This window comes from Ensifer sp. ENS11 (assembly GCF_014851895.1).
GTDB lineage: Bacteria > Pseudomonadota > Alphaproteobacteria > Rhizobiales > Rhizobiaceae > Ensifer > Ensifer canadensis.
Map to the genome: position 1 here is coordinate 113,335 of NZ_JACVAN010000007.1, position 17,846 is coordinate 131,180.

Below are 17,846 nucleotides of genomic sequence, written 5' to 3' on the forward strand. Positions count from 1 at the left end.
GATGCAATGAGAACGTGGGAAGCGATGCACCCCGGCGCGCGCTGGATAGCGCCTGAAACGGACTTGCGCACCGTGGCAAGGATTATGCGTGACGAAGACATCGGCGCTCTGCCGGTCGGCGAAAACGATCGCCTCATCGGCATGGTGACGGACAGGGACATTGCGTTGCGGGCATGGGCAAACGGGCACGACGACGCTGCGTTGCTGACTGCGCGCGATGTCATGACAAGGGATATCGTCTACTGCCGCACCAGCGAAACGATCGAGGAGGCTGTTCGCCTGATGGAGAGCAAGAAGATACGGCGCCTGCCGGTGATCGATGACGAAAAGCGAATGGTCGGCATGTTGTCGCTCGGCGATATTTCGCATGCGAGCAGCCGTGAATTGACGACCGGATTGGTCAAGGCCGTCACCGCCCATCACGCATGACGTACGACTGTCCGTTTGGTTGCTGCCCTCGCCGTGTAACGGCGAGGGCGGAGATTTTCCACTGCATGTTTCCTTAAATCCTATTCGATTCAAGGATAAAAACATACAGCCATTCAAAGCGCTACAGCGACCTTTGCGCGTCTAATATGGCGCGCGGCGCTGTAGACCTGAAGCGGTGTCATCCGCTGGCGAAAAACGTCAGAAGCGGTAGGTGATGCCTGTGCCGATCAGCCAGGGATCGAGTTTGACCTTGCCCGTCACCGTGCCGGCGCCCGGCAGGGTCGCGTTGACCTCTGGCTCGAGGAACAGTTTCTTCACGTCGAAGTTGATACCCCAGTGATCGTCGAGCTTGATGTCGACACCGGCCTGCAGGGCCACGCCGAAGGTGTTCTTGAGGTTGAAGCTGGAGAAGTCGCCCTGGGCTTTTTCATTGTAGAAGATGGTGTAGTTCACGCCGGCGCCGACATAGGGCTTGATCGTGTCGGTGAGATTGACGTGGTACTGCAGCGTCAGTGTCGGCGGCAGCAACCAGGCCTTGCCGATCTCGCCGAGACCGGCGATCGAACCGCTGCCCCTTGCGCTGTGCGGGGTCGTGCCCAGGACCAGTTCCGCCGCAAGATTGTCGGTGAAGAAGTAGGTGATATCGAGTTCGGGCACGACCGAGTTGCTGACGCCGACTTTTTCGCCGTCAAGTGACGTGCCATTCAACTGCAGCGATGCCTTGTCTTCGGGTAAAACGGCAAGCGCGCGGGCGCGGATCATCCATGGGCTCTGCTCGCTTGCAGCCGGTAGCTGAGCGGCGGCCTCGCTCGGCGCGGTAAGGTCCGCGGCTTGAGCCGCAGTGACCGAGGCCGCCAGCAAAACGAGTGCGGCGGCGGTTGGCAGGATGGAGCGAGTAGACATGATTCCGGACCCCCAGAAGAAGTTGAAAATTGCCATTCAGGGCATGCGGCGGCAGGGAATCTGCGGCCGGCGGCACTATGGGCAACTCCGCTCGACGGGGGGTTGTTCTAGATCAAGGTACTTTGTTCGTTGGTGAGGGGGTCGCTAACGGTAGATTCGTGAGTGACCGAAGCGCTCAGGCCGGCATGCGCGGAATGCTGGCAAGCAACCGCTGTGTATAGGGATGCTGGGGCGCCGTCAGGATATCGCGCGTCTTGCCGCTCTCGACCACCTGTCCCTTTTCGAGGATGACCATCTCTTCGCAAAGCGATGCGACGACACCAAGGTCGTGCGAAACGAACACCAGCGTCAGCGTTGCCGACAGCGTCTTGAACAGTTCGACGATCCGGATGCGGGTCGACAGGTCGAGAGCGCTGACGGCTTCGTCGGCAAGAATGATCTGTGGACGGGCGACGATTGCGCGCGCAATCGCGATGCGCTGGCGCTGTCCGCCGGAAAATTCGTGCGGGTAGCGTTGCATGGCATCGAGCGGCAGGCCCACAGCCTCCAGGGCTTGCGCCACCGCATCCTTGCGTGGACCGGCGATGCGCAGCGATTGCAGCGGCTCAGCGATGATGTCGAGCACCTTCTGGCGAGGATCGAGCGACGAATAGGGGTCCTGGAACACCGGCTGCACCGCGCGCCGGTAACGGCGCATGAACGCGCCATCGGCCGGATCGAGTGCATCGTCGCCGAAGCGGATCGTGCCGCTCGTGGGCCGCTCCAGACCGAGCAGCAGCCGCAGCAGTGTCGTCTTGCCCGAACCGGACTCGCCCACCAGTCCAACGCTGGCGCCGGCGCGCACGCTGAACGACACGTCGCTCAAAATCTTGCGGTGACGGGAATAGCCGAAGTTCACATTCTGCAGGTCCAGCATCACGATCCCGTCCGTCCAAGGGCCTCGTCGAACATGCGCGCGGCATCGACAAGCGTCTGCGTATAGTCGTGCGACGGGTTGCTAAACACGTCGACAACGGCGCCCTCTTCAAGCGCGATGCCGTCGCGCAGCACCATCACACGCTCGACCACTTCGGCAACAACAGGCAGGTCATGGCTGATGAAGAGCAGCGCCATTCCCGTTTCACGCACAAGCCCGTCGAGCAGCTTGAGGATTTCGGCCTGGGTGGTGACGTCGAGCGCGGTCGTCGGCTCGTCGGCGATCAGAAGTTTTGGGCGGCAGGCAAGCGCCATGGCGATCGCAACACGTTGGCGCTGGCCGCCCGACACTTCGTGCGGATAGGCGTTGGCAATGCGCTCCGGTTGCGGCAGGGCGACCTTGTCGAGCAGGTCGAGCACTTCGCGGTCGACCGCAGAACGCGTCGCGCGTCCCTGTTCGCGCACGAGCCTGCGGCGCACCGGCTCGGCGATCTGCTTGCCGATTCTCATCAGCGGATCGAGGGCTGTCAGCGGCTCCTGAAAGACGACGGCGGTTGCGACCCCGCGCAGCCGGTTCAGGCGCTTGTCTTCAGTGCCGACCACCTCCTGGCCATCGAGCACGATCGAGCCGGTGACGGAGATGTTCGCCGGCAAAAGGCCGGTAATGGCCATAGCGGTCATCGACTTGCCCGAGCCGGATTCGCCGATCAGTCCCATTCGCTCGCCGGAGCCGATGGAGAACGACAGGTCCGAGACCAATGTCTTGCCGCTAGCGCGGACGGTCAGGCCCTGAACGGAAAGCAAGGCGCTCATCGCGATCTCCCGCGTGTCGGGTCGCCAACGTCCCGCAGGCCGTCGGCAAGCAGGTTCATGCCAATGACCAGTGCGACGAGGGCAATGCCGGGTGCAATCGCGCCGACGGGGGCGGTATAGACCGTGCCCTGTGCCTCCTGCAGCAGCCTGCCCCAGGATGCGTTCGGCGGCGGTGCGCCCAGGCCGAGATAGGAGAGCGACGCTTCCGCGATCACTGCCAGGCCGAATTGCAAGGCGAAGTTCACCGAGAGCGTCGGCCAGATGTTGGGCAGTACATGGCGCACGACGACGCCGGGCCACGAGGTGCCGGAGGTCCGGGATGCGACGATGTAGTCCTGGCGCAGCACACGCTTGGCAAGGATCCGCGTCAAGCGGGCGACGATCGCCGAAATCGCCAGGCCAAGTGCCAGGGTCGCCGACCACAGGCTAGCACTGTCGCTGGCCGCGACCACCAGCATCGCCAGCAGCAGCGTCGGGAACGCGATCAGAATATCCAGGGTGGCGGCCATGACATCGTCGAGCAGGCGCGTCGCGAAAGCGGCGAGGATGCCGAGCGTCACGCCGATCGAGGCGCCGATCGCAACAGCGCCAGTACCGACGATCAACGCCGTGCGCGCGCCGATCATGATTTGCGTCAGGTAATCGCGGCCGAGCCGATCCGTTCCGACCCAATGCAGCAGCGACGGCGCTTCGAGCCGGCCGCCGGAGGCATTGAGCGGGTCATAGGGTGTCCAGAACAGGGTGAGGAGTGCAACCGCGACATTGAGGCCGACAAGGGCAAGCCCGATGGAAAGCGACAGCGAGTGTCTGCGGGCGGGTCTACCCGTCGAAAGGTCAAGCGCGGTCATGGCGCAGCTCCTGTCGCCCGTTCGCGCAAGCGGGGATCGATCAGCCGCTGAAGCAGATCGGCGGCAAAGCCGATCAGCAGCACCAGCAGGGTGGAGATGAACAACACGCCCTGGACGTTGGGGTAATCGCGCTGTTCGATCGCCAGCAGCAGCATCGAGCCAAGGCCGGGCAGGGCGAACACCCGCTCGACCACGACCGCGCCAAGCAGGGTCGTTGCAAGCTCGATGCCCAGGATCGAGACGATCGGCACGGCGCCGTTGCGAATGCCGTGCCGGATCAGCGCCTGCGAGAAACTGGCGCCGAGCGCACGCGCCGTCCGCAGATAGTCGCTGCCGAGAACATCTTGGGTTGCGGATCGGATGTAGCGGATCAGCGAGGCGGCCATGACCAGCCCGATCGTCAGCACCGGCAGCGCGAGCGCATAGAGAACCTGGCCCTCGTTCTGCCAGCCGCGCCGGGGATAACCGCCCGACGGAAAGATCCGAAGATTGACCGCAAAGACGGTGACAAGCAGGATTCCGACCCAGAAGACCGGGATGGCGATGCCAAGCTGCGACACGGTCGATATGGCCGCGCCGTACCAGCGGTTGGCCTTGACTGCCGAAACGATCCCGAGCGGCACGGCGATCATAACGGCGAGCCCAAAGCCCAGCAGCGCCAGCGGCACCGTTACGGTTAGACGGGCGGCGATTTCCTCGATAACGGGCTTGCCGCTGACGAAGGACGTTCCGAGATCGAAGCGCGCAAGGCTGCCGACGAAGCGCAGGAACTGCTCCCAGAGCGGTAAGTTGGAGCCGACCTGTTCGCGCGCGGCCTCGATCTGCTGCTGATCGGCGCCGACGGAAAGCAGGGCGTTCGCCGGGTCGCCCGGCAGCAGGCGCAACAGCACAAACAGCACCACCGCCGCAATCAGCAGCGACAGGATCAGGATGGCGAGGCGGCGCAGGACATAGGCGAGAATGGTCGGCTTCCTTTCGTCCGACGGGTGTAATACCCGGGGCCGGAGCGCTGGCTTTTGCACAAAATCAACGAGGAGGCTACTGCATAATCCCTTATACCCTCATCGATTTCACGGGAATGATGCAGCACGTTTCGAACGCTGATGCGTCCTTGGCGCGCCATGACTGTCGTGTTGCTTGGAAAAGATCTGACGTAGCGTTGTCGACGCAATGAATCGCCGTCAGCTGCAAGGCAAAGGGAGCCCCCAACTCGCTCGGGGGCTCCTTACATGTACGCGACTATAACGGATCGCTTGGGAAACGAGCGATCAGTTCCCGCTCTTCTTGATGTTGTAGGCGAAGAACTGTGAGTTCAGGCCGTTGACGGGGTAACCGGTGACGGCGGAACTCGAAACCACGATCTGCGGATAGAGATAAAGCCAGTTGCTTGCCGCGTCCTCGGCGATGATGCGGTTTGCCTCCGTCAGCTTGGCGGTCTGCTCGTCGGTGTTGGCCGCAGCTTCCGATTCCTTGATCAGGTCGACAACCTTCGGGTTGTTGTATCCCCAGTAGAAGTCGGGATTGCCGTAGAACACGATGTCGCGGTGGTTGACGTGTTCCTGCAGCGTCGCCTGGAAGTCATGCGCCTTGTAGACCTTGGTGTACCACTCGTTGGCGGTGATGATGTTGATTTCGACCTTGATGCCGACCTTCGCCAGTTCGCTCTGCAGGAACTGGGCAACGATCGGATGCGGATCATAGTTGGGCGTGTCAAGCTTGAACGAGAAGCCATCGGCAAAACCGGCTTCCTTCAAAAGCGCCTTGGCGCTTTCGACGTCATAGGCATCGACGCCGGTCAGGTCGACGTACCACGGATCGGTCGGCGGCACGAAGGAACCGATCAGCGTGCCGTATTCGCCCCAGATCGACTGCAGCAGCTTCTTGTCGTCGATGGCGCGGGCGATGGCCTTGCGAACCTTGACGTTGTTGAACGGCTCGACCCTGTCGTTGAACGCCAGAAGCTCCTTGGTGGTCGACTGGCCGGCGGTCACCGTGTAATCAGGATTGTCCTTGAACTGGGCGATCGAATCCGGGCTCTGGACGCTGGTGATGACATCGACGGCACCGGTCAGGAGCGCATTGTTCAGCGCAGTGGCATCGGTGAAGTACTGGAAGACGACTTCGCCATTGGTCGGCGCCGTGCCCCAGTATTTGTCATTGCGGGTCAGCGCCAGCGAGGAGCCGCGGCGCCATTCGTCCAGGCGGTAAGGGCCTGTGCCATCTTCGCCGGCGTTCAGGTCCTTCGCCGCGTCGTTGACGATCCAGACGTAGCTGAGGTTATAGGGCAGCGAGATGGAGCGGGCGGAGAGCTTGACCACCACCGTCTGGTCGTCGGGGGTCTGGATCTCGCTGATCGTCGCCAGGCTCTTCTTGCGCGAGCTCTTGGAATCCGGTGCCACGACGCGCTCGATGCTGTGCTTCACATCCTGTGCCGTCAGCGGGTCGCCGGAATGGAAGGTCACGTTCGGCCGAAGCTTGAACGTATAGGTCAGGCCGTCTTCGCTGACCGCCTGCTCGGCCACGAGGCCGGGAGCGACGTCGCCCGCGTCGGTCAGCGTGAACAGGGCCTCGTAGACATTGCCGTTGAACGCCTCGTTGATGCCCTGGCCGGCGCCGGCGGTGTTGTCCAGGTTCTGCGGTTCATAGAGCGAGCCGATGACGATGGAGGCATCCGGATCGAAGTTTGCGAACTGCGCGAGCGCTGCCGTGCTCGTTGACAGAACCATGGCCAAGGCCGCGGTGGCGAGGATCGAACGCCTGCCTTTCCGGCCCGGTCCTGAAAGTCTGCCAAAGTCGATCGTGTTGCCAGTCATTTCCCTAACTCCTGCATATATGCTCATCACGCGAGGTCGCGCTTGCCATCCGAATGTACACATCGGGCGGTTGCGGAGCATCATACAAATTCCCTACCAATTTAGTGGGAATTTTGGTTCGTTTTGTTTGGCGAAGTTGAAATTTGCACCCGCTGTTGGCATCGGCAAGCGAAGGGCGTTCCTAAAACCGGAGGGCCGCTCCCGCCGGTTCAGCGCTGCGCATATCGCTGCGACCACCGCCGCGGAATCATCAACACCAGCGTGAACAACAGACCGGAGAGGATTGTCGGGGCCCAGAGCGAGAGCTGTCCGAAGCGGTACTCGAGCATGGCGCCGACGATCGCCCCGCCAAGCATGCCGATCCAGGGCACGATCTGGATCGTCCATTGTATGTTGCCTGTGCCGATGATCCACCGGCCCAAACCACGGCCGAAGCGGGACAGGGCGCCCGTTACATAGGTGAGACTGATCGGCAGGCCCTCGATATGCTCGACAGAGGCGTTCACGACGCCCATGGCAAGGACGATGAGATAGAAGCGCAGTTCGTTCGGCAGGTGGTCGCCACCGGCGGCGGTAAGGGCGAGGGTGACGGTGACGCCGAAAAGAACGCCGCCCGCACGAAACCTGCTTGAAACGATCGTTCCCATGGCATTGCCGACAACGAAGACCGCGAGCGAGCCGAGAAGGATGAGCGACCGCAGGATGTTGCCTTCGGCGACGGCTGTCGCGGCTCGTGTCGTGTTGCCGCTCATGAAAGAGACGAAGTCGCCGACTGTCAGCAGGCCGATGGCGTCGGTCATTCCGGCCAGAAAGGAAATGAGCGCGACCACGAGAAGCGCGGTCCCGGTTCGCTGGCGCCGCACGATCCGGCGCCTCCGCTGAAACGTCATGATGGTATCCTGCAGGGTTTTGCTGGGGCCGTTAAGTGATGTCGGTGAACAGGTGGCATTTGACCGCTTCGCTTTACTGTCAGCATTTCAGACTGAACCAATGGACGCGAGTCGGTGGCCGCTTGTCCACAGTCCACGGTACGATTGGATCCACAATTTCATCCTGTGCCGGCAAAAGGATTCGACAGTTGCGGCATTCTGATATATCGCATGATTAATCGTTTAATCACCGATAACGGAAACCACGGCCTTGGCGCGTTCCGGACCAAAACTGACGAGGATTGCCAGAGCACTGGGCGTCTCCGCGGCGACGGTCTCCAACGCGCTCTCCGGTAAGGGGCGTGTCTCTGCCGAAATGGCCGAAAAGATCCGCGCGACGGCCGCCGAACTCGGTTATGTGCCGAGCCTCGCGGGCAGGGCGCTGCGCACCGGCCGCACCGCCGTCATCGGTCTGGTGCTTCCCGATATCGCCAATCCGCTCTTCCCGCAGATCGCGCAGGCAATCGAACTGGCTGCCTCTTCGGCCGGTTACGGCGTTCTGATCGCCGACTCCCGTGGGGACGTCACCACCCAGACCAAGGCCATCGAGCGGCTGATTGATCGCGATGTCGACGGCATGGTCATCGTGCCGCGGCGAGGGACCCGCATCGCCGATGTCGGCTGTCCCGTGGCGGTCATCGATACGCCGTCCACGCCAGGCAATACTGTTGCCGCCGACCATTGGGGCGGGGGCCGCCAGATCGCCGAGCATCTGAAAGCGCTCGGCCACCGGAGCGTGCTCGTCATCGGCAACAATCCGGCCTCCAACGTGCAGAATGACCGCATCGGCGGCATTCGCTCGGCGCTTGCCGAGGACGCATTCGTCGAAACCCTGTGGATCGAACCGCTCGAGCGCGAGCAGGGCAAGGGCTGTCCGCTCGGCCTTGCCGAGAAGGTCGCGCAAGGTTTTACCGCCTTTGCCTGCGTCTCCGATCTTCATGCGCTGAGGGCGCTGACCGAACTGCAGCGCGCCGGCATCAACGTTCCGGAGAGAGCAAGTGTTACCGGCTTTGACGATCTCATTTGGTCGCCTGTGGTAACGCCGGCACTGACCACGGCGCGCATGGACATGACGCGGATCGCCGCGATTGCCGTCGAAGCACTTGTAAAAGCGATCGGCGAGCGCGACCCGACCGATGCCGCCATCGGCGCACCGGTGACCGCCGCTAACGCCGAGGTGCCGATGCAGCTGGTCGTGCGCCAGTCGAGCGCCGCGCCGCCTAGAACACAGTTCCAGCCTGCCCAGACGATCGCCAACGCAAGTACGATTGCCGACGCCAGAACCTCAGCCCCCGAAGGAGAACACCAGCCATGAAGAAGATCCTGCTCGCCTCCAGCGCGCTTTTACTCGTCGCTGCACATGCCGCTTCCGCCCAGGAAAAGACGCTGACCATTTCCGTCTACGGTTTTGCCCAGGACGCTTTCAAGGAACTGGTCTACACGCCCTTCGAAGCCAAATGCGGCTGCAAGCTGGTCGTCGAGACCGGCAACAGCGTTGAGCGCCTCGCAAAGATGGAGGCCAACAAGGCAAGTCCGGTCGTCGATATGGCCGTCGTCTCCATGGCTGACGCTCTTTCGGCCTCGCGCGCCGGCCTGATCGAAAAGATCGACAACACGAAGCTCACGAACTTCAACAAGCTCTACGACCTTGCCAAGGACCCGAACGGCGACGGCATGAGCGTCGGCTACACCTTTTACGCAACGTCGATCGTCTACCGATCCGACAAGATGGAAGTGAACTCCTGGGCCGACCTGCTCGACGAGAAGAATGCCAGCCATGTCGCCTTCCCGAACGTCACCACAAACCAGGGCCCGCCAGCGCTCTACATGGTCGGTGAGGCGATCGGCAAGAATACGCCGGATCTGAAGGAAGCCATCGCCGCCGTCGGCGCGAAGAAGGACGAGATCGTCACGTTCTACGTCAAGTCTTCGCAGCTCGTGCAGCTGATGCAGCAGGAAGAAATCTGGGCAGCACCTATCGGTCGCTTCTCCTGGGAGGGTTTCACCAAGCTCGGCCTGCCGATCAAGTGGGCGACGCCGAAGGAAGGCCAGACGGGCGGCATGAACGTCATGGTTCTGACCAAGGGTGCCAAGAACCAGGATCTGGCGCTGGAATTCATGGACTTCTGGCTCTCGACCGAAATCCAGACGGCACTTGCCGAAAAGCTGGTCGACAGCCCGGCCAACAAGGACGTCAAGGTCGCGCCGGAAATCGCTGAAAACCTCACCTATGGCGAGGAAACCGTGAAGAGCCTCAAGCTCATTCCGTCGGCCGTCGCTCTCGACAACCGCGAAGCCTGGCTTTCCGAGTGGAACGCCCAGGTCGGCCAGTAACAGCCATCGACAAACGCCCCCATCGCCGTGATGGGGGCAGTTTTGCGGGTCGGCCGGCAACCTTTGAGCCGATCCCGCAGTGAATGAACGCGACGAAAGGAAGACCAGGGATGTTTCAGAACCGCGCCGAGGCACTGGCGCTCGCTTTGCCGGCGGCGGTCTTTGCGGCGATCGTCTTTCTGGCGCCCGTCGTCATTCTGCTCGCCGAAGGCTTTCGCAGCGCCGACAGCTGGTCGCTTACAGCGTATGTCGATTTCTTCACCGACCCGCTGAACCGCACGGTCTTCCTGCGCACGTTCCGGCTCGGTCTGATGGTGACTGCCGTCTCGGCCGTGCTCGGCTACGCCGCTGCCTTTGCGATCGTCAATCTTTCACCGCGCAGCAAGGGGCAGATGATCGGCCTTGTCGTGCTGCCGCTTATGATTTCGTCGGTCGCCCGCACCTATGCCTGGATCGTCATTCTCGGGCGCACCGGCATCGTCAACCAGGCGCTGCAGCTCATCGGCCTTTCGGACGAACCGATCCGCTTTCTCTTCACCGAGACAGCCGTGTTTATCGGCCTGTTGCAGCTGTTCCTGCCGCTGATGATCCTGTCGCTGATCAGCGCGCTCGAGAACATGCCGAAGGATGCCATTCCGGCGGCGCGCGTGCTGGGTGCCAACTGGTTCCAGGTGTTCTGGAAGGTCATTCTTCCGCTCACAAAGGAAGGTCTCGTCATTGGCGGTACCCTGGTCTTCACCGGTTCGCTGACTGCCTATATCACCCCGGCAATCCTCGGTGGCTCCAAGGTGCTGATGCTCGAGACGCTGCTCTACCAGCGCGTCACCGTCGCCAATGATTTCGTCTCGGCGAGCGTCATTGCCTTCATCCTGATCGTCATGAGCTTTGCCGCCAATCTACTCCTGAAACGGCTCGCCACCGCGAGGAACAAGCGATGACCCCCCGCGTCTTTTCTCCCCTCGTCCTGTTTCTGGTGATCGCCTTCCTGATCGGGCCGTTCTTCATCATCGTCGCGGCATCACTGTCGGGCGGCGAGACCCTGGCTTTCCCGCCACAGGGCTTCTCGCTGAAATGGGTCGCCAAGGTCTTCACCGTCGAAAGCTTCCGTGAAAGCTTCGCCGTGTCGATGTTCCTTGCCATCGGTGGTACCGCGATGGCGCTGGTGCTTGGCATTCCCGCTTCCTACGCGCTTTCGCGCTACAAGCTGCCCTTCGGCGAAACCATCCGCACGATCGTGTCGTTGCCGATCATCGTGCCTGGTATCATCGTCGGCCTGGCGCTGCTGCGCTATATCGTCGTACCTTTCGGCTTCAACATCACGCTGGCGCTCTTCCTTGCGCATACGGCGCTGGTGCTGCCCTATGCTGTGCGTGTCGTCTCAGCGAGCCTCAACAATCTGCGCTCCGATATCGAGGAAGCGGCAGTGCTGCTCGGCTCTTCGCGCGCCGGAGCCTTCTTCCGGGTGGTGATGCCGAATATTCGCAGCGGCATTCTCGCCGCCTTCATTCTCGGCTTCGTCACGAGCTTCAACCAGGTGCCGGTCTCGCTGTTCCTGTCCGGTCCTGGCGTTCGCACGCTGCCGATCGACATGCTCTCCTATATGGAGATCACCTATGACCCGTCGGTGGCCGCTCTTTCAGCGCTGCTCGCCTTCATGTCCATCGGCATCGTTTTCCTTGCCGAACGCTTCCTAGGATTTTCCCGCTATGTCTGACGCTTCCTTCCTCAGCCTCGAAAAACTCACGCTCGCCTATGGCGATACCGTTGCGGTGAAGGATCTCGACCTGTCGATCCGCAAGGGCGAACTGGTGGCGTTCCTCGGTCCATCCGGCTGCGGCAAGACGACGACGATGCGCTCGATTGCCGGGCTGCTGACGCCCGCCTCGGGCCGCATTAGCCTCGACGGTGTCGACATCACGCGGGTTTCCGCCAACAAGCGTTCGGTCGGGCTCGTCTTCCAGTCCTATGCGCTTTTTCCGCATCTGTCGGTTTTCGAAAACGTCGCCTTCGGCCTGCGCCTGAAGAAGCAGCCGGCAAACGACATCGAGACGCGTGTGACCGCCGGCCTCAAATCCGTCGGCTTGTCGAAGTTCGCCACGCGCAAGCCGGCCGAGCTTTCCGGCGGCCAGCAGCAGCGCGTCGCGCTTGCCCGCTCGATGGTGATGGAACCGAAGGTCCTGCTGCTCGACGAGCCGTTGTCGAACCTCGACGCCCGGCTGCGGCTGGAGATGCGCACCGAGCTGCAGCGTGTGCAGAAGGAAACTGGCGTGACGATGATCTTCGTCACGCACGATCAGGGCGAGGCGCTGTCGCTTGCTGACCGGATCGTGGTGATGCTCAACGGCGCCATCGAGCAGATCGGCACGCCCGAGGATATCTACAACCGTCCGGTTTCCCGCTTTGTTGCCGACTTCGTCGGCTTCGAGAACATTTTTGCGGTCGAACGCGGCAAGCTCAAAGCCGCAAACGGCCCGATCGCCCTTTCCGAATCCCTGCCGCCTGACACGGCAGGGCTTGCGTGGCGTCCGCGCATGGTGACCCTTGGTTCTGGTCCTTTCCAAGGCACTGTGCGCGGAGCCTCTTTCTCAGGCAGCACACGCGAATACCTGCTCGATACGCCGCTCGGCGCGATCAAGGCCGAGGAGGATGCCGGCCTCGCCGCGCATCAGCCGGGCACGGAACTTACCTTCGATTTGCCGGTCGCCAAGGCGGCCCGGCTCGAGCGGTTCGGGTAATCAGTAATGGGCATCTGGATCGATACGGATATGGGTTTCGACGACATCGCTGCGGTGCTCGTCGTTCTCCATGCCAATGAGACGATTGACGGCATCTCGCTCGTGTTCGGCAACACGCCGCTCGAGCAGGTCAAGCGCAATGCAGCGAGTGCGGCGATGGCATTCGGCTGGTCGTTTCCCATCCATGAGGGCCGCGCCTTGCCGGTGCTCGGCAAGCTCGAAACCGCGGAGCGGATCCTCGGGCAAACCGGCATGCCGACCGTCGGCCTGACGCTTCCGGCGGCCCCGCCGCTGCCGACGAGCGACGCCTTCGCCGCGCTCTGCCGCTGGTTGGAGGAAGCCGAGGAACCGCGTCGTATCCTGGCGCTCGGGCCGCTGACCAACCTTGCCGCGCTCTGCCTTGCCCGCCCGGATCTGGCCGCGAAGATCACCGACCTGACCTGGATGGGCGGTGGCGTGACCAGCGGCAACCATACGGCCTCCGCCGAGTTCAACGCTTTCGCCGACCCGGAAGCACTGGCGATCGTGCTGGCGCACGAATTGCCGCTGCGCATGGTCGACCTCGACCTTTGCCGCAAGGTCTTCGCCTATCCCGATGATATTGCACCCATTCGTGCCACGGGCGGTGTCAATGCCACGCTGATCGCCGATCTGCTGTCCGGCTATGTGTCCATTGGTACCAGCCGCGGCCGGCCGGGCATGGCGATCTACGATCCGACCGCTGCGGTTGCATTCGTCAATCCGGGGGCGATTTCCTTCCGCAAGGCGCGCATCGATGCGGAGCTTGCAGGCTCGCTGACGCGTGGGCGCACCGTGGTCGAGATGCGTGAAAGCCACGCAGCCTTCAATGCCGAGTATGCGACTGACGTGCATGCGGAAACGGCGCGCGCGCAAATCCTCGGCGCCCTGATGAAGGAAGCCGCCAAGTGACGCGTCTGCAGGAACCGATGGACCTGATGGATCCGGCGCTGCGCACGCGCGCGGTTGCCGCGGCACGGGGTGCGGACGCATTCGATATGCTCATCACCGGCGGCGTCGTCGTCGACATGGTCACCGGTGAAAGGCGCGCTGCCGATGTGGGCCTTGTCGGTCCGCTGATCGCCAGCGTGCATGCCCCCGGTAGCCGCAGCGACGCCGCCTCGATGGTCGATGCCTCCGGCGCCTTCCTGTTGCCGGGCCTGATCGACACGCACATGCATGTCGAAAGCTCGATGGTCACGCCCGCAACCTATGCCAATGCGGTGCTGCCGCGCGGCGTCACGACCGTAGTCTGGGACCCGCACGAATTCGGCAATGTCTGCGGCATGGCCGGCGTTCGCTGGGCTGCAGACGCCATCGTGGACCTGCCGTTGCGCTGCGTTCTGCTGGCGCCTTCCAGCGTGCCATCAGCGCCTGGCCTGGAATTGGCGGGCGCCGACTTCGATGCCGATGCCATCGCCACGATGCTTTCCTGGCCCGAGATCGGCGGCATCGCCGAGATGATGAACATGCGCGGCGTTATCGATGGCGATCCGCGCATGCACGCAATCGTCCAGGCAGGGCTTGCCGCGGGCAAGCCGGTCAACGGCCACGCGCGCGGCCTTGCCGGTGCGGACCTGCAGGCATTCGTGACCGCGGGCGTCAGCTCGGACCACGAACTGGTTTCTTCGGACGACCTGATGGCCAAGCTTCGCGCCGGGCTCTCGATCGAACTGCGCGGCTCGCACGATCACCTATTGCCCGAGTTCGTCGAGGCGCTGAATACACTCGGCCATCTGCCGCAAACCGTGACGCTTTGCACTGACGATGTCTTTCCTGATGATCTCGATCGCTCGGGTGGGCTCGACGACGTCGTGCGGCGGCTCGTGCGCTATGGCCTAAGGCCCGAATGGGCGCTTCGCGCCGCGACGCTGAACGCCGCGACCCGCCTCGGCCGTGCCGACCTCGGCCTCATCGCCCCCGGACGGCGCGCCGATATCGTGATCTTCGAGGATCTTACCGATCTCGAGGCCCGTGCCGTGATCGCCGGCGGCAAACAGGTCGCCGTTGCCGGACGGATGATCGATGCCCTGCCGAGGACCAATGTAGAAGCGCTTGCCGGCACCATGAAAATCGAACCATTGAGCGAGGCAGATTTCGCCATTGCTTCGACGGGTTCGAAGGTGAGGGTCGCCACGATCGACCGCCCACGCTTCACGCAATGGGGCGAGGTTGTGGCCGAAGTCGAGAACGGTTTTGTGGTTCCGCCGCAAGGCGCGACGCTGATCGCCGTCGCCCATCGCCACGGCCGGGCCGATAGCAGGCCGCGTGTCGGCCTGCTTACCGGCTGGGGAGAGTGGCGCGGCGCCTTCGCAACCACCGTTTCGCACGACAGCCACAACCTGACGGTCTTCGGCGGCAATGCCCGTGACATGATGGTGGCGGCCAATGCCGTCATCGCCGCCGGTGGCGGCATGGCTGTCGCATCGGCGGGCAAGATCGACGCGGTCCTGCCGTTGCCGCTGTGTGGCCTCGTCTCCGATGCGCCCTTGGCCGATGTGTCCGCCGGCTTTGCCGCGCTGCGTGATGCTGTCGGGCGGATCGTCGATTGGCAGCCGCCCTACCTCGTCTTCAAGGCCTGCTTCGGGGCAACGCTTGCCTGCAATGCAGGGCCGCACCAGACCGATCGCGGCATCGCCGATGTGCTGACCGGAAAGCTTCTCGAAAATCCGGTGCTCGAAGTCCTCTGAGGCATCAAGCACCGCGACGATTGTCGCCCTCAGACTGCTGACAACGTCAGTACGAGGAGTAAGGAAGGCTCGGCGTTAGCCAAATTCTCCTTCATTCCTGTGCCTGTCACAGGAATCTAGCCAGCCCAAGTCCTCGGGCTGAAAGGTCTTTTGACCTGACGGACGTCAGCTCGCTGGATTCCGGCACAGGGCCGGAATGAGGCAGAACTGAGCGAGCCTTTCGTCAACCAGGCATTCTCAAGCTTTGTCATCATGCTCGGGCGTCGATTGACGCCCCGCTGGTCCCTTCGGCAACCACCAGCCTCTACCGAAGGGGCGCGACGTTTCGGAGCAGCGGACATTCTGAGCGACGGCGTTACATGTTCAGTGGCCGGCCGAAGCACTCAGTTCCTGTTCCACCAATGTCGTCCAGAAGGTGGCGCCCGGACCGATCGCGTCGTCGTTGAAGTCATAGGCGGTGTTGTGGTGCAGTGCGCCGTCGACGGCGGGTCCGTTGCCGAGCCAGACGTAGCAGCCGGGAGCTTCGAGACCAAAGAAGGCGAAGTCGTCGCCGGCGGTCGATGGCGGAAACTGCGTGCGGGTCTTTTCCCCGAAGACGGCACGGGCTGCCGAAAGCGCGCGTTCGCTGGCGCCGGCGTCATTGACCACGGGCGGAATGCGACGCTCGAACGCGTAGTCGACCTTGATGCCGTACATCTCGGCCGTACCGCGCGCCAGCCGGCCGATCTCTACCTCGAGCTGATCGCGGACATGAGGCGTGTAGGCGCGAGCGGTGCCGCCGATCTCGACCGTGTCGGGGATGACGTTGAGCGCCTTCGGGTCGCCGGCGCGAACGGAGCAGGCGCTGACGACGGCCGGCTGTAGCGGATCGACGACGCGGCCGACGATCGATTGCAGTGAGGCGAGGAACGTGCCGGCTGCCGTCACCGGGTCGCGGCCGAGATGCGGCTTGGCGCCGTGGGTGCCGACGCCGCGGAAAGTCAACCGCCAGCTGTCGGACGAGGCGAGCTGCGGTCCGGCGACGACGGCCATCTCGTCGGGGTGAAGGCCGGGCATGTTGTGCAGGCCGTAAACCGTGTCGCAGGGGAAGAGTCGGAAGAGGCCATCCTCGACCATGCGCTTGGCACCGCCACGACCTTCTTCGGCCGGCTGGAAGATGAAATGCACCGTGCCGGAAAAATTGCGCGTCTTCGCGAGATGGCGCGCTGCGCCGAGCAGCATCGCCGTGTGGCCGTCGTGGCCGCAGGCATGCATTTTGCCGGCTTCCAGCGACTTGTACGGCCGGTCGGCAAGTTCCGGCATGGCAAGCGCATCCATGTCGGCGCGCAGGCCGATCGAGCGGGTGCCGTTGCCGATTTGCAGCGTGCCGACGACGCCAGTTTTTCCAAGGCCCCGGTGGACCTTAAGGCCAGCTTCCTCAAGCAGTCTCGCAACCAGATCGCTTGTACGAACCTCCTCGAAGCCAAGTTCCGGATGGGCGTGCAGATCGCGACGGAATTCGGTGAGGAAGGGCAGGTCGTTGGTGATCCCATCTGGCACGCGCATTGTCTGGCAGTTCCTTGCATGTCTGTCGGAGAAGGGCCGTCGAATTCCCCAGATTTGCGTCGGCCGGGGCGCCCTTTCGGTTTGATCGAAGTGGTAAACGGTATAGACGAAAACCGCCGGAACCAGAACAGTGCGCCGGCGTTTTCATTGCCTTTCGTTCGAAGCCTTGGTGGCGCAGAAGAGGACAGTACCGATGCAGCCGCATGAATTCTGGCAGGATGTGCTCCCGCCGAAAAGTTTCGATGCTGGAAGCGGTTATCGGGATTTCTTCCCGGCAACTCTCGAAGACGGTCGCCAGATCCTGTTGCCGATCCGGCAGCTCTCCGATGGCAAACACGCGCTGGCCTCGCTGATCATCAACCAGGTGAGTTTTGCGGTCGAAGAAGCGCTGGCAACGGAACTGGCCACCAGGCTCGCGCCGTTAAAACCGGATGTCATCGCCGGTCTGCCGACGCTGGGGCTGACCCTGGCAGCTGCCGTCGCCCGCAAGCTCGGCCATGCCCGTTACGTGCCGCTCGGAACGTCGCGCAAATTCTGGTATGTCGACGATCTCTCCGTGCCGCTGTCGTCGATCACCACGCCTGACCAGAAGAAACGGCTCTACGTCGATCCGCGCATGCTGCCGCTGCTTGAGGGCAAGCGCGTTGTGCTCGTCGACGACGTCATCTCCAGCGGCACGTCGATCGTTGCCGGCTTGACGCTGATGGAGACTTGCGGCGTCGAGCCGATCGCAATCGGTGCAGCCATGCTGCAGACCGAGCGTTGGCGACAGCCTCTGGCCGATCTTGCGCCGCGTTGGCCGGAGTGCGTGGTCGGTGTGTTCCGCACGCCGTTGCTGGCCCGAGGGGAAGACGGCGCCTGGCGCGCCGCCTGA

The 17,846-nt window shown here is 62.9% G+C and carries 17 protein-coding genes; 9 read left to right on the top strand and 8 right to left on the bottom strand.

Annotated elements, in window-relative coordinates; all coding sequences use genetic code 11:
- Positions 1-6: 6 nt before the first annotated feature.
- Entirely contained in the window at positions 7-429 is a 423-nt protein-coding gene (locus IB264_RS15820; protein ID WP_025428557.1) for a CBS domain-containing protein, read from the top strand.
- A 198-nt stretch (positions 430-627) separates the two neighbouring features.
- Here IB264_RS15820 and IB264_RS15825 read toward each other — a convergent pair whose 3' ends face one another.
- From IB264_RS15825 to IB264_RS15855, 7 genes are all read right to left on the bottom strand, one after another.
- The gene (locus IB264_RS15825) at positions 628-1,332 is read right to left on the bottom strand and encodes an OmpW family protein (RefSeq protein ID WP_025428558.1); all 705 of its coding nucleotides are present in this window, start codon (positions 1,330-1,332) and stop codon (positions 628-630) included.
- Positions 1,333-1,507: 175 nt separating this feature from the next.
- Positions 1,508-2,254 carry an ABC transporter ATP-binding protein gene (locus tag IB264_RS15830; RefSeq protein ID WP_025428559.1) on the bottom strand — a complete coding sequence of 249 codons (747 nt, stop codon included), beginning with the start codon at positions 2,252-2,254 and terminating at the stop codon, positions 1,508-1,510.
- Positions 2,248-3,060 carry an ABC transporter ATP-binding protein gene (locus IB264_RS15835; RefSeq protein ID WP_025428560.1) on the bottom strand — a complete coding sequence of 271 codons (813 nt, stop codon included), beginning with the start codon at positions 3,058-3,060 and terminating at the stop codon, positions 2,248-2,250. Before IB264_RS15835 ends, IB264_RS15830 begins: the two co-directional genes overlap by 7 nt.
- Positions 3,057-3,908 (bottom strand): ABC transporter permease, encoded by an 852-nt coding sequence (locus IB264_RS15840; RefSeq protein ID WP_057211290.1) that lies wholly within the window; start codon positions 3,906-3,908, stop codon positions 3,057-3,059. The genes IB264_RS15835 and IB264_RS15840 overlap by 4 nt, the downstream gene beginning before the upstream one ends.
- Entirely contained in the window at positions 3,905-4,855 is a 951-nt protein-coding gene (locus IB264_RS15845; protein ID WP_256435857.1) for an ABC transporter permease, read from the bottom strand. Before IB264_RS15845 ends, IB264_RS15840 begins: the two co-directional genes overlap by 4 nt.
- Positions 4,856-5,176: 321 nt before the next feature.
- Positions 5,177-6,634: an ABC transporter substrate-binding protein gene (locus IB264_RS15850; protein ID WP_375154970.1), complete on the bottom strand. Its 1,458-nt coding sequence runs from the start codon at positions 6,632-6,634 to the stop codon at positions 5,177-5,179.
- A gap of 296 nt (positions 6,635-6,930) precedes the next feature.
- A complete protein-coding gene (locus tag IB264_RS15855; RefSeq protein WP_025428564.1) occupies positions 6,931-7,611 on the bottom strand; it encodes a YoaK family protein in 681 nt (226 codons plus the stop codon).
- 250 nt (positions 7,612-7,861) lie between these two features.
- Between IB264_RS15855 and IB264_RS15860 the strand changes: the two genes are divergently transcribed.
- From IB264_RS15860 to IB264_RS15890, 7 genes are all read left to right on the top strand, one after another.
- The gene (locus IB264_RS15860) at positions 7,862-8,965 is read left to right on the top strand and encodes a LacI family DNA-binding transcriptional regulator (RefSeq protein WP_082523803.1); all 1,104 of its coding nucleotides are present in this window, start codon (positions 7,862-7,864) and stop codon (positions 8,963-8,965) included.
- Positions 8,962-9,984 (top strand): polyamine ABC transporter substrate-binding protein, encoded by a 1,023-nt coding sequence (locus IB264_RS15865; protein ID WP_025428566.1) that lies wholly within the window; start codon positions 8,962-8,964, stop codon positions 9,982-9,984. The genes IB264_RS15860 and IB264_RS15865 overlap by 4 nt, the downstream gene beginning before the upstream one ends.
- Before the next feature lie 110 nt (positions 9,985-10,094).
- Positions 10,095-10,922 carry an ABC transporter permease gene (locus IB264_RS15870; RefSeq protein WP_025428567.1) on the top strand — a complete coding sequence of 276 codons (828 nt, stop codon included), beginning with the start codon at positions 10,095-10,097 and terminating at the stop codon, positions 10,920-10,922.
- Entirely contained in the window at positions 10,919-11,698 is a 780-nt protein-coding gene (locus IB264_RS15875; protein WP_025428568.1) for an ABC transporter permease, read from the top strand. Before IB264_RS15870 ends, IB264_RS15875 begins: the two co-directional genes overlap by 4 nt.
- Positions 11,691-12,719: an ABC transporter ATP-binding protein gene (locus IB264_RS15880; protein ID WP_057211284.1), complete on the top strand. Its 1,029-nt coding sequence runs from the start codon at positions 11,691-11,693 to the stop codon at positions 12,717-12,719. Before IB264_RS15875 ends, IB264_RS15880 begins: the two co-directional genes overlap by 8 nt.
- Positions 12,720-12,725: 6 nt before the next feature.
- Entirely contained in the window at positions 12,726-13,649 is a 924-nt protein-coding gene (locus IB264_RS15885) for a nucleoside hydrolase (protein ID WP_057220114.1), read from the top strand.
- Between the two features lie 17 nt (positions 13,650-13,666).
- Entirely contained in the window at positions 13,667-15,427 is a 1,761-nt protein-coding gene (locus IB264_RS15890; RefSeq protein ID WP_210335632.1) for an adenine deaminase, read from the top strand.
- A 363-nt stretch (positions 15,428-15,790) separates the two neighbouring features.
- Here the strand turns inward: IB264_RS15890 and IB264_RS15895 are convergent, their stop codons facing one another.
- Positions 15,791-16,972: a M20 aminoacylase family protein gene (locus tag IB264_RS15895; RefSeq protein ID WP_192433751.1), complete on the bottom strand. Its 1,182-nt coding sequence runs from the start codon at positions 16,970-16,972 to the stop codon at positions 15,791-15,793.
- 193 nt (positions 16,973-17,165) lie between these two features.
- Here IB264_RS15895 and IB264_RS15900 point away from each other — a divergent pair, with 193 nt between their 5' ends.
- The gene (locus tag IB264_RS15900; protein ID WP_192433753.1) at positions 17,166-17,846 is read left to right on the top strand and encodes a phosphoribosyltransferase; all 681 of its coding nucleotides are present in this window, start codon (positions 17,166-17,168) and stop codon (positions 17,844-17,846) included.

Bases quoted from the DNA above. Each gene is read 5' to 3' on its own strand.
- IB264_RS15825 (WP_025428558.1), bottom strand. From the start codon at position 1,332: ATGTCTACTCGCTCCATCCTGCCAACCGCCGCCGCACTCGTTTTGCTG.
- IB264_RS15870 (WP_025428567.1), top strand. From the start codon at position 10,095: ATGTTTCAGAACCGCGCCGAGGCACTGGCGCTCGCTTTGCCGGCGGCG.
- IB264_RS15885 (WP_057220114.1), top strand. From the start codon at position 12,726: ATGGGCATCTGGATCGATACGGATATGGGTTTCGACGACATCGCTGCG.
- IB264_RS15820 (WP_025428557.1), top strand. From the start codon at position 7: ATGAGAACGTGGGAAGCGATGCACCCCGGCGCGCGCTGGATAGCGCCT.
- IB264_RS15855 (WP_025428564.1), bottom strand. From the start codon at position 7,611: ATGACGTTTCAGCGGAGGCGCCGGATCGTGCGGCGCCAGCGAACCGGG.
- IB264_RS15900 (WP_192433753.1), top strand. From the start codon at position 17,166: ATGCAGCCGCATGAATTCTGGCAGGATGTGCTCCCGCCGAAAAGTTTC.
- IB264_RS15875 (WP_025428568.1), top strand. From the start codon at position 10,919: ATGACCCCCCGCGTCTTTTCTCCCCTCGTCCTGTTTCTGGTGATCGCC.
- IB264_RS15865 (WP_025428566.1), top strand. From the start codon at position 8,962: ATGAAGAAGATCCTGCTCGCCTCCAGCGCGCTTTTACTCGTCGCTGCA.
- IB264_RS15835 (WP_025428560.1), bottom strand. From the start codon at position 3,060: ATGAGCGCCTTGCTTTCCGTTCAGGGCCTGACCGTCCGCGCTAGCGGC.
- IB264_RS15840 (WP_057211290.1), bottom strand. From the start codon at position 3,908: ATGACCGCGCTTGACCTTTCGACGGGTAGACCCGCCCGCAGACACTCG.
- IB264_RS15880 (WP_057211284.1), top strand. From the start codon at position 11,691: ATGTCTGACGCTTCCTTCCTCAGCCTCGAAAAACTCACGCTCGCCTAT.
- IB264_RS15890 (WP_210335632.1), top strand. From the start codon at position 13,667: ATGGACCTGATGGATCCGGCGCTGCGCACGCGCGCGGTTGCCGCGGCA.
- IB264_RS15895 (WP_192433751.1), bottom strand. From the start codon at position 16,972: ATGCGCGTGCCAGATGGGATCACCAACGACCTGCCCTTCCTCACCGAA.
- IB264_RS15850 (WP_375154970.1), bottom strand. From the start codon at position 6,634: ATGGTTCTGTCAACGAGCACGGCAGCGCTCGCGCAGTTCGCAAACTTC.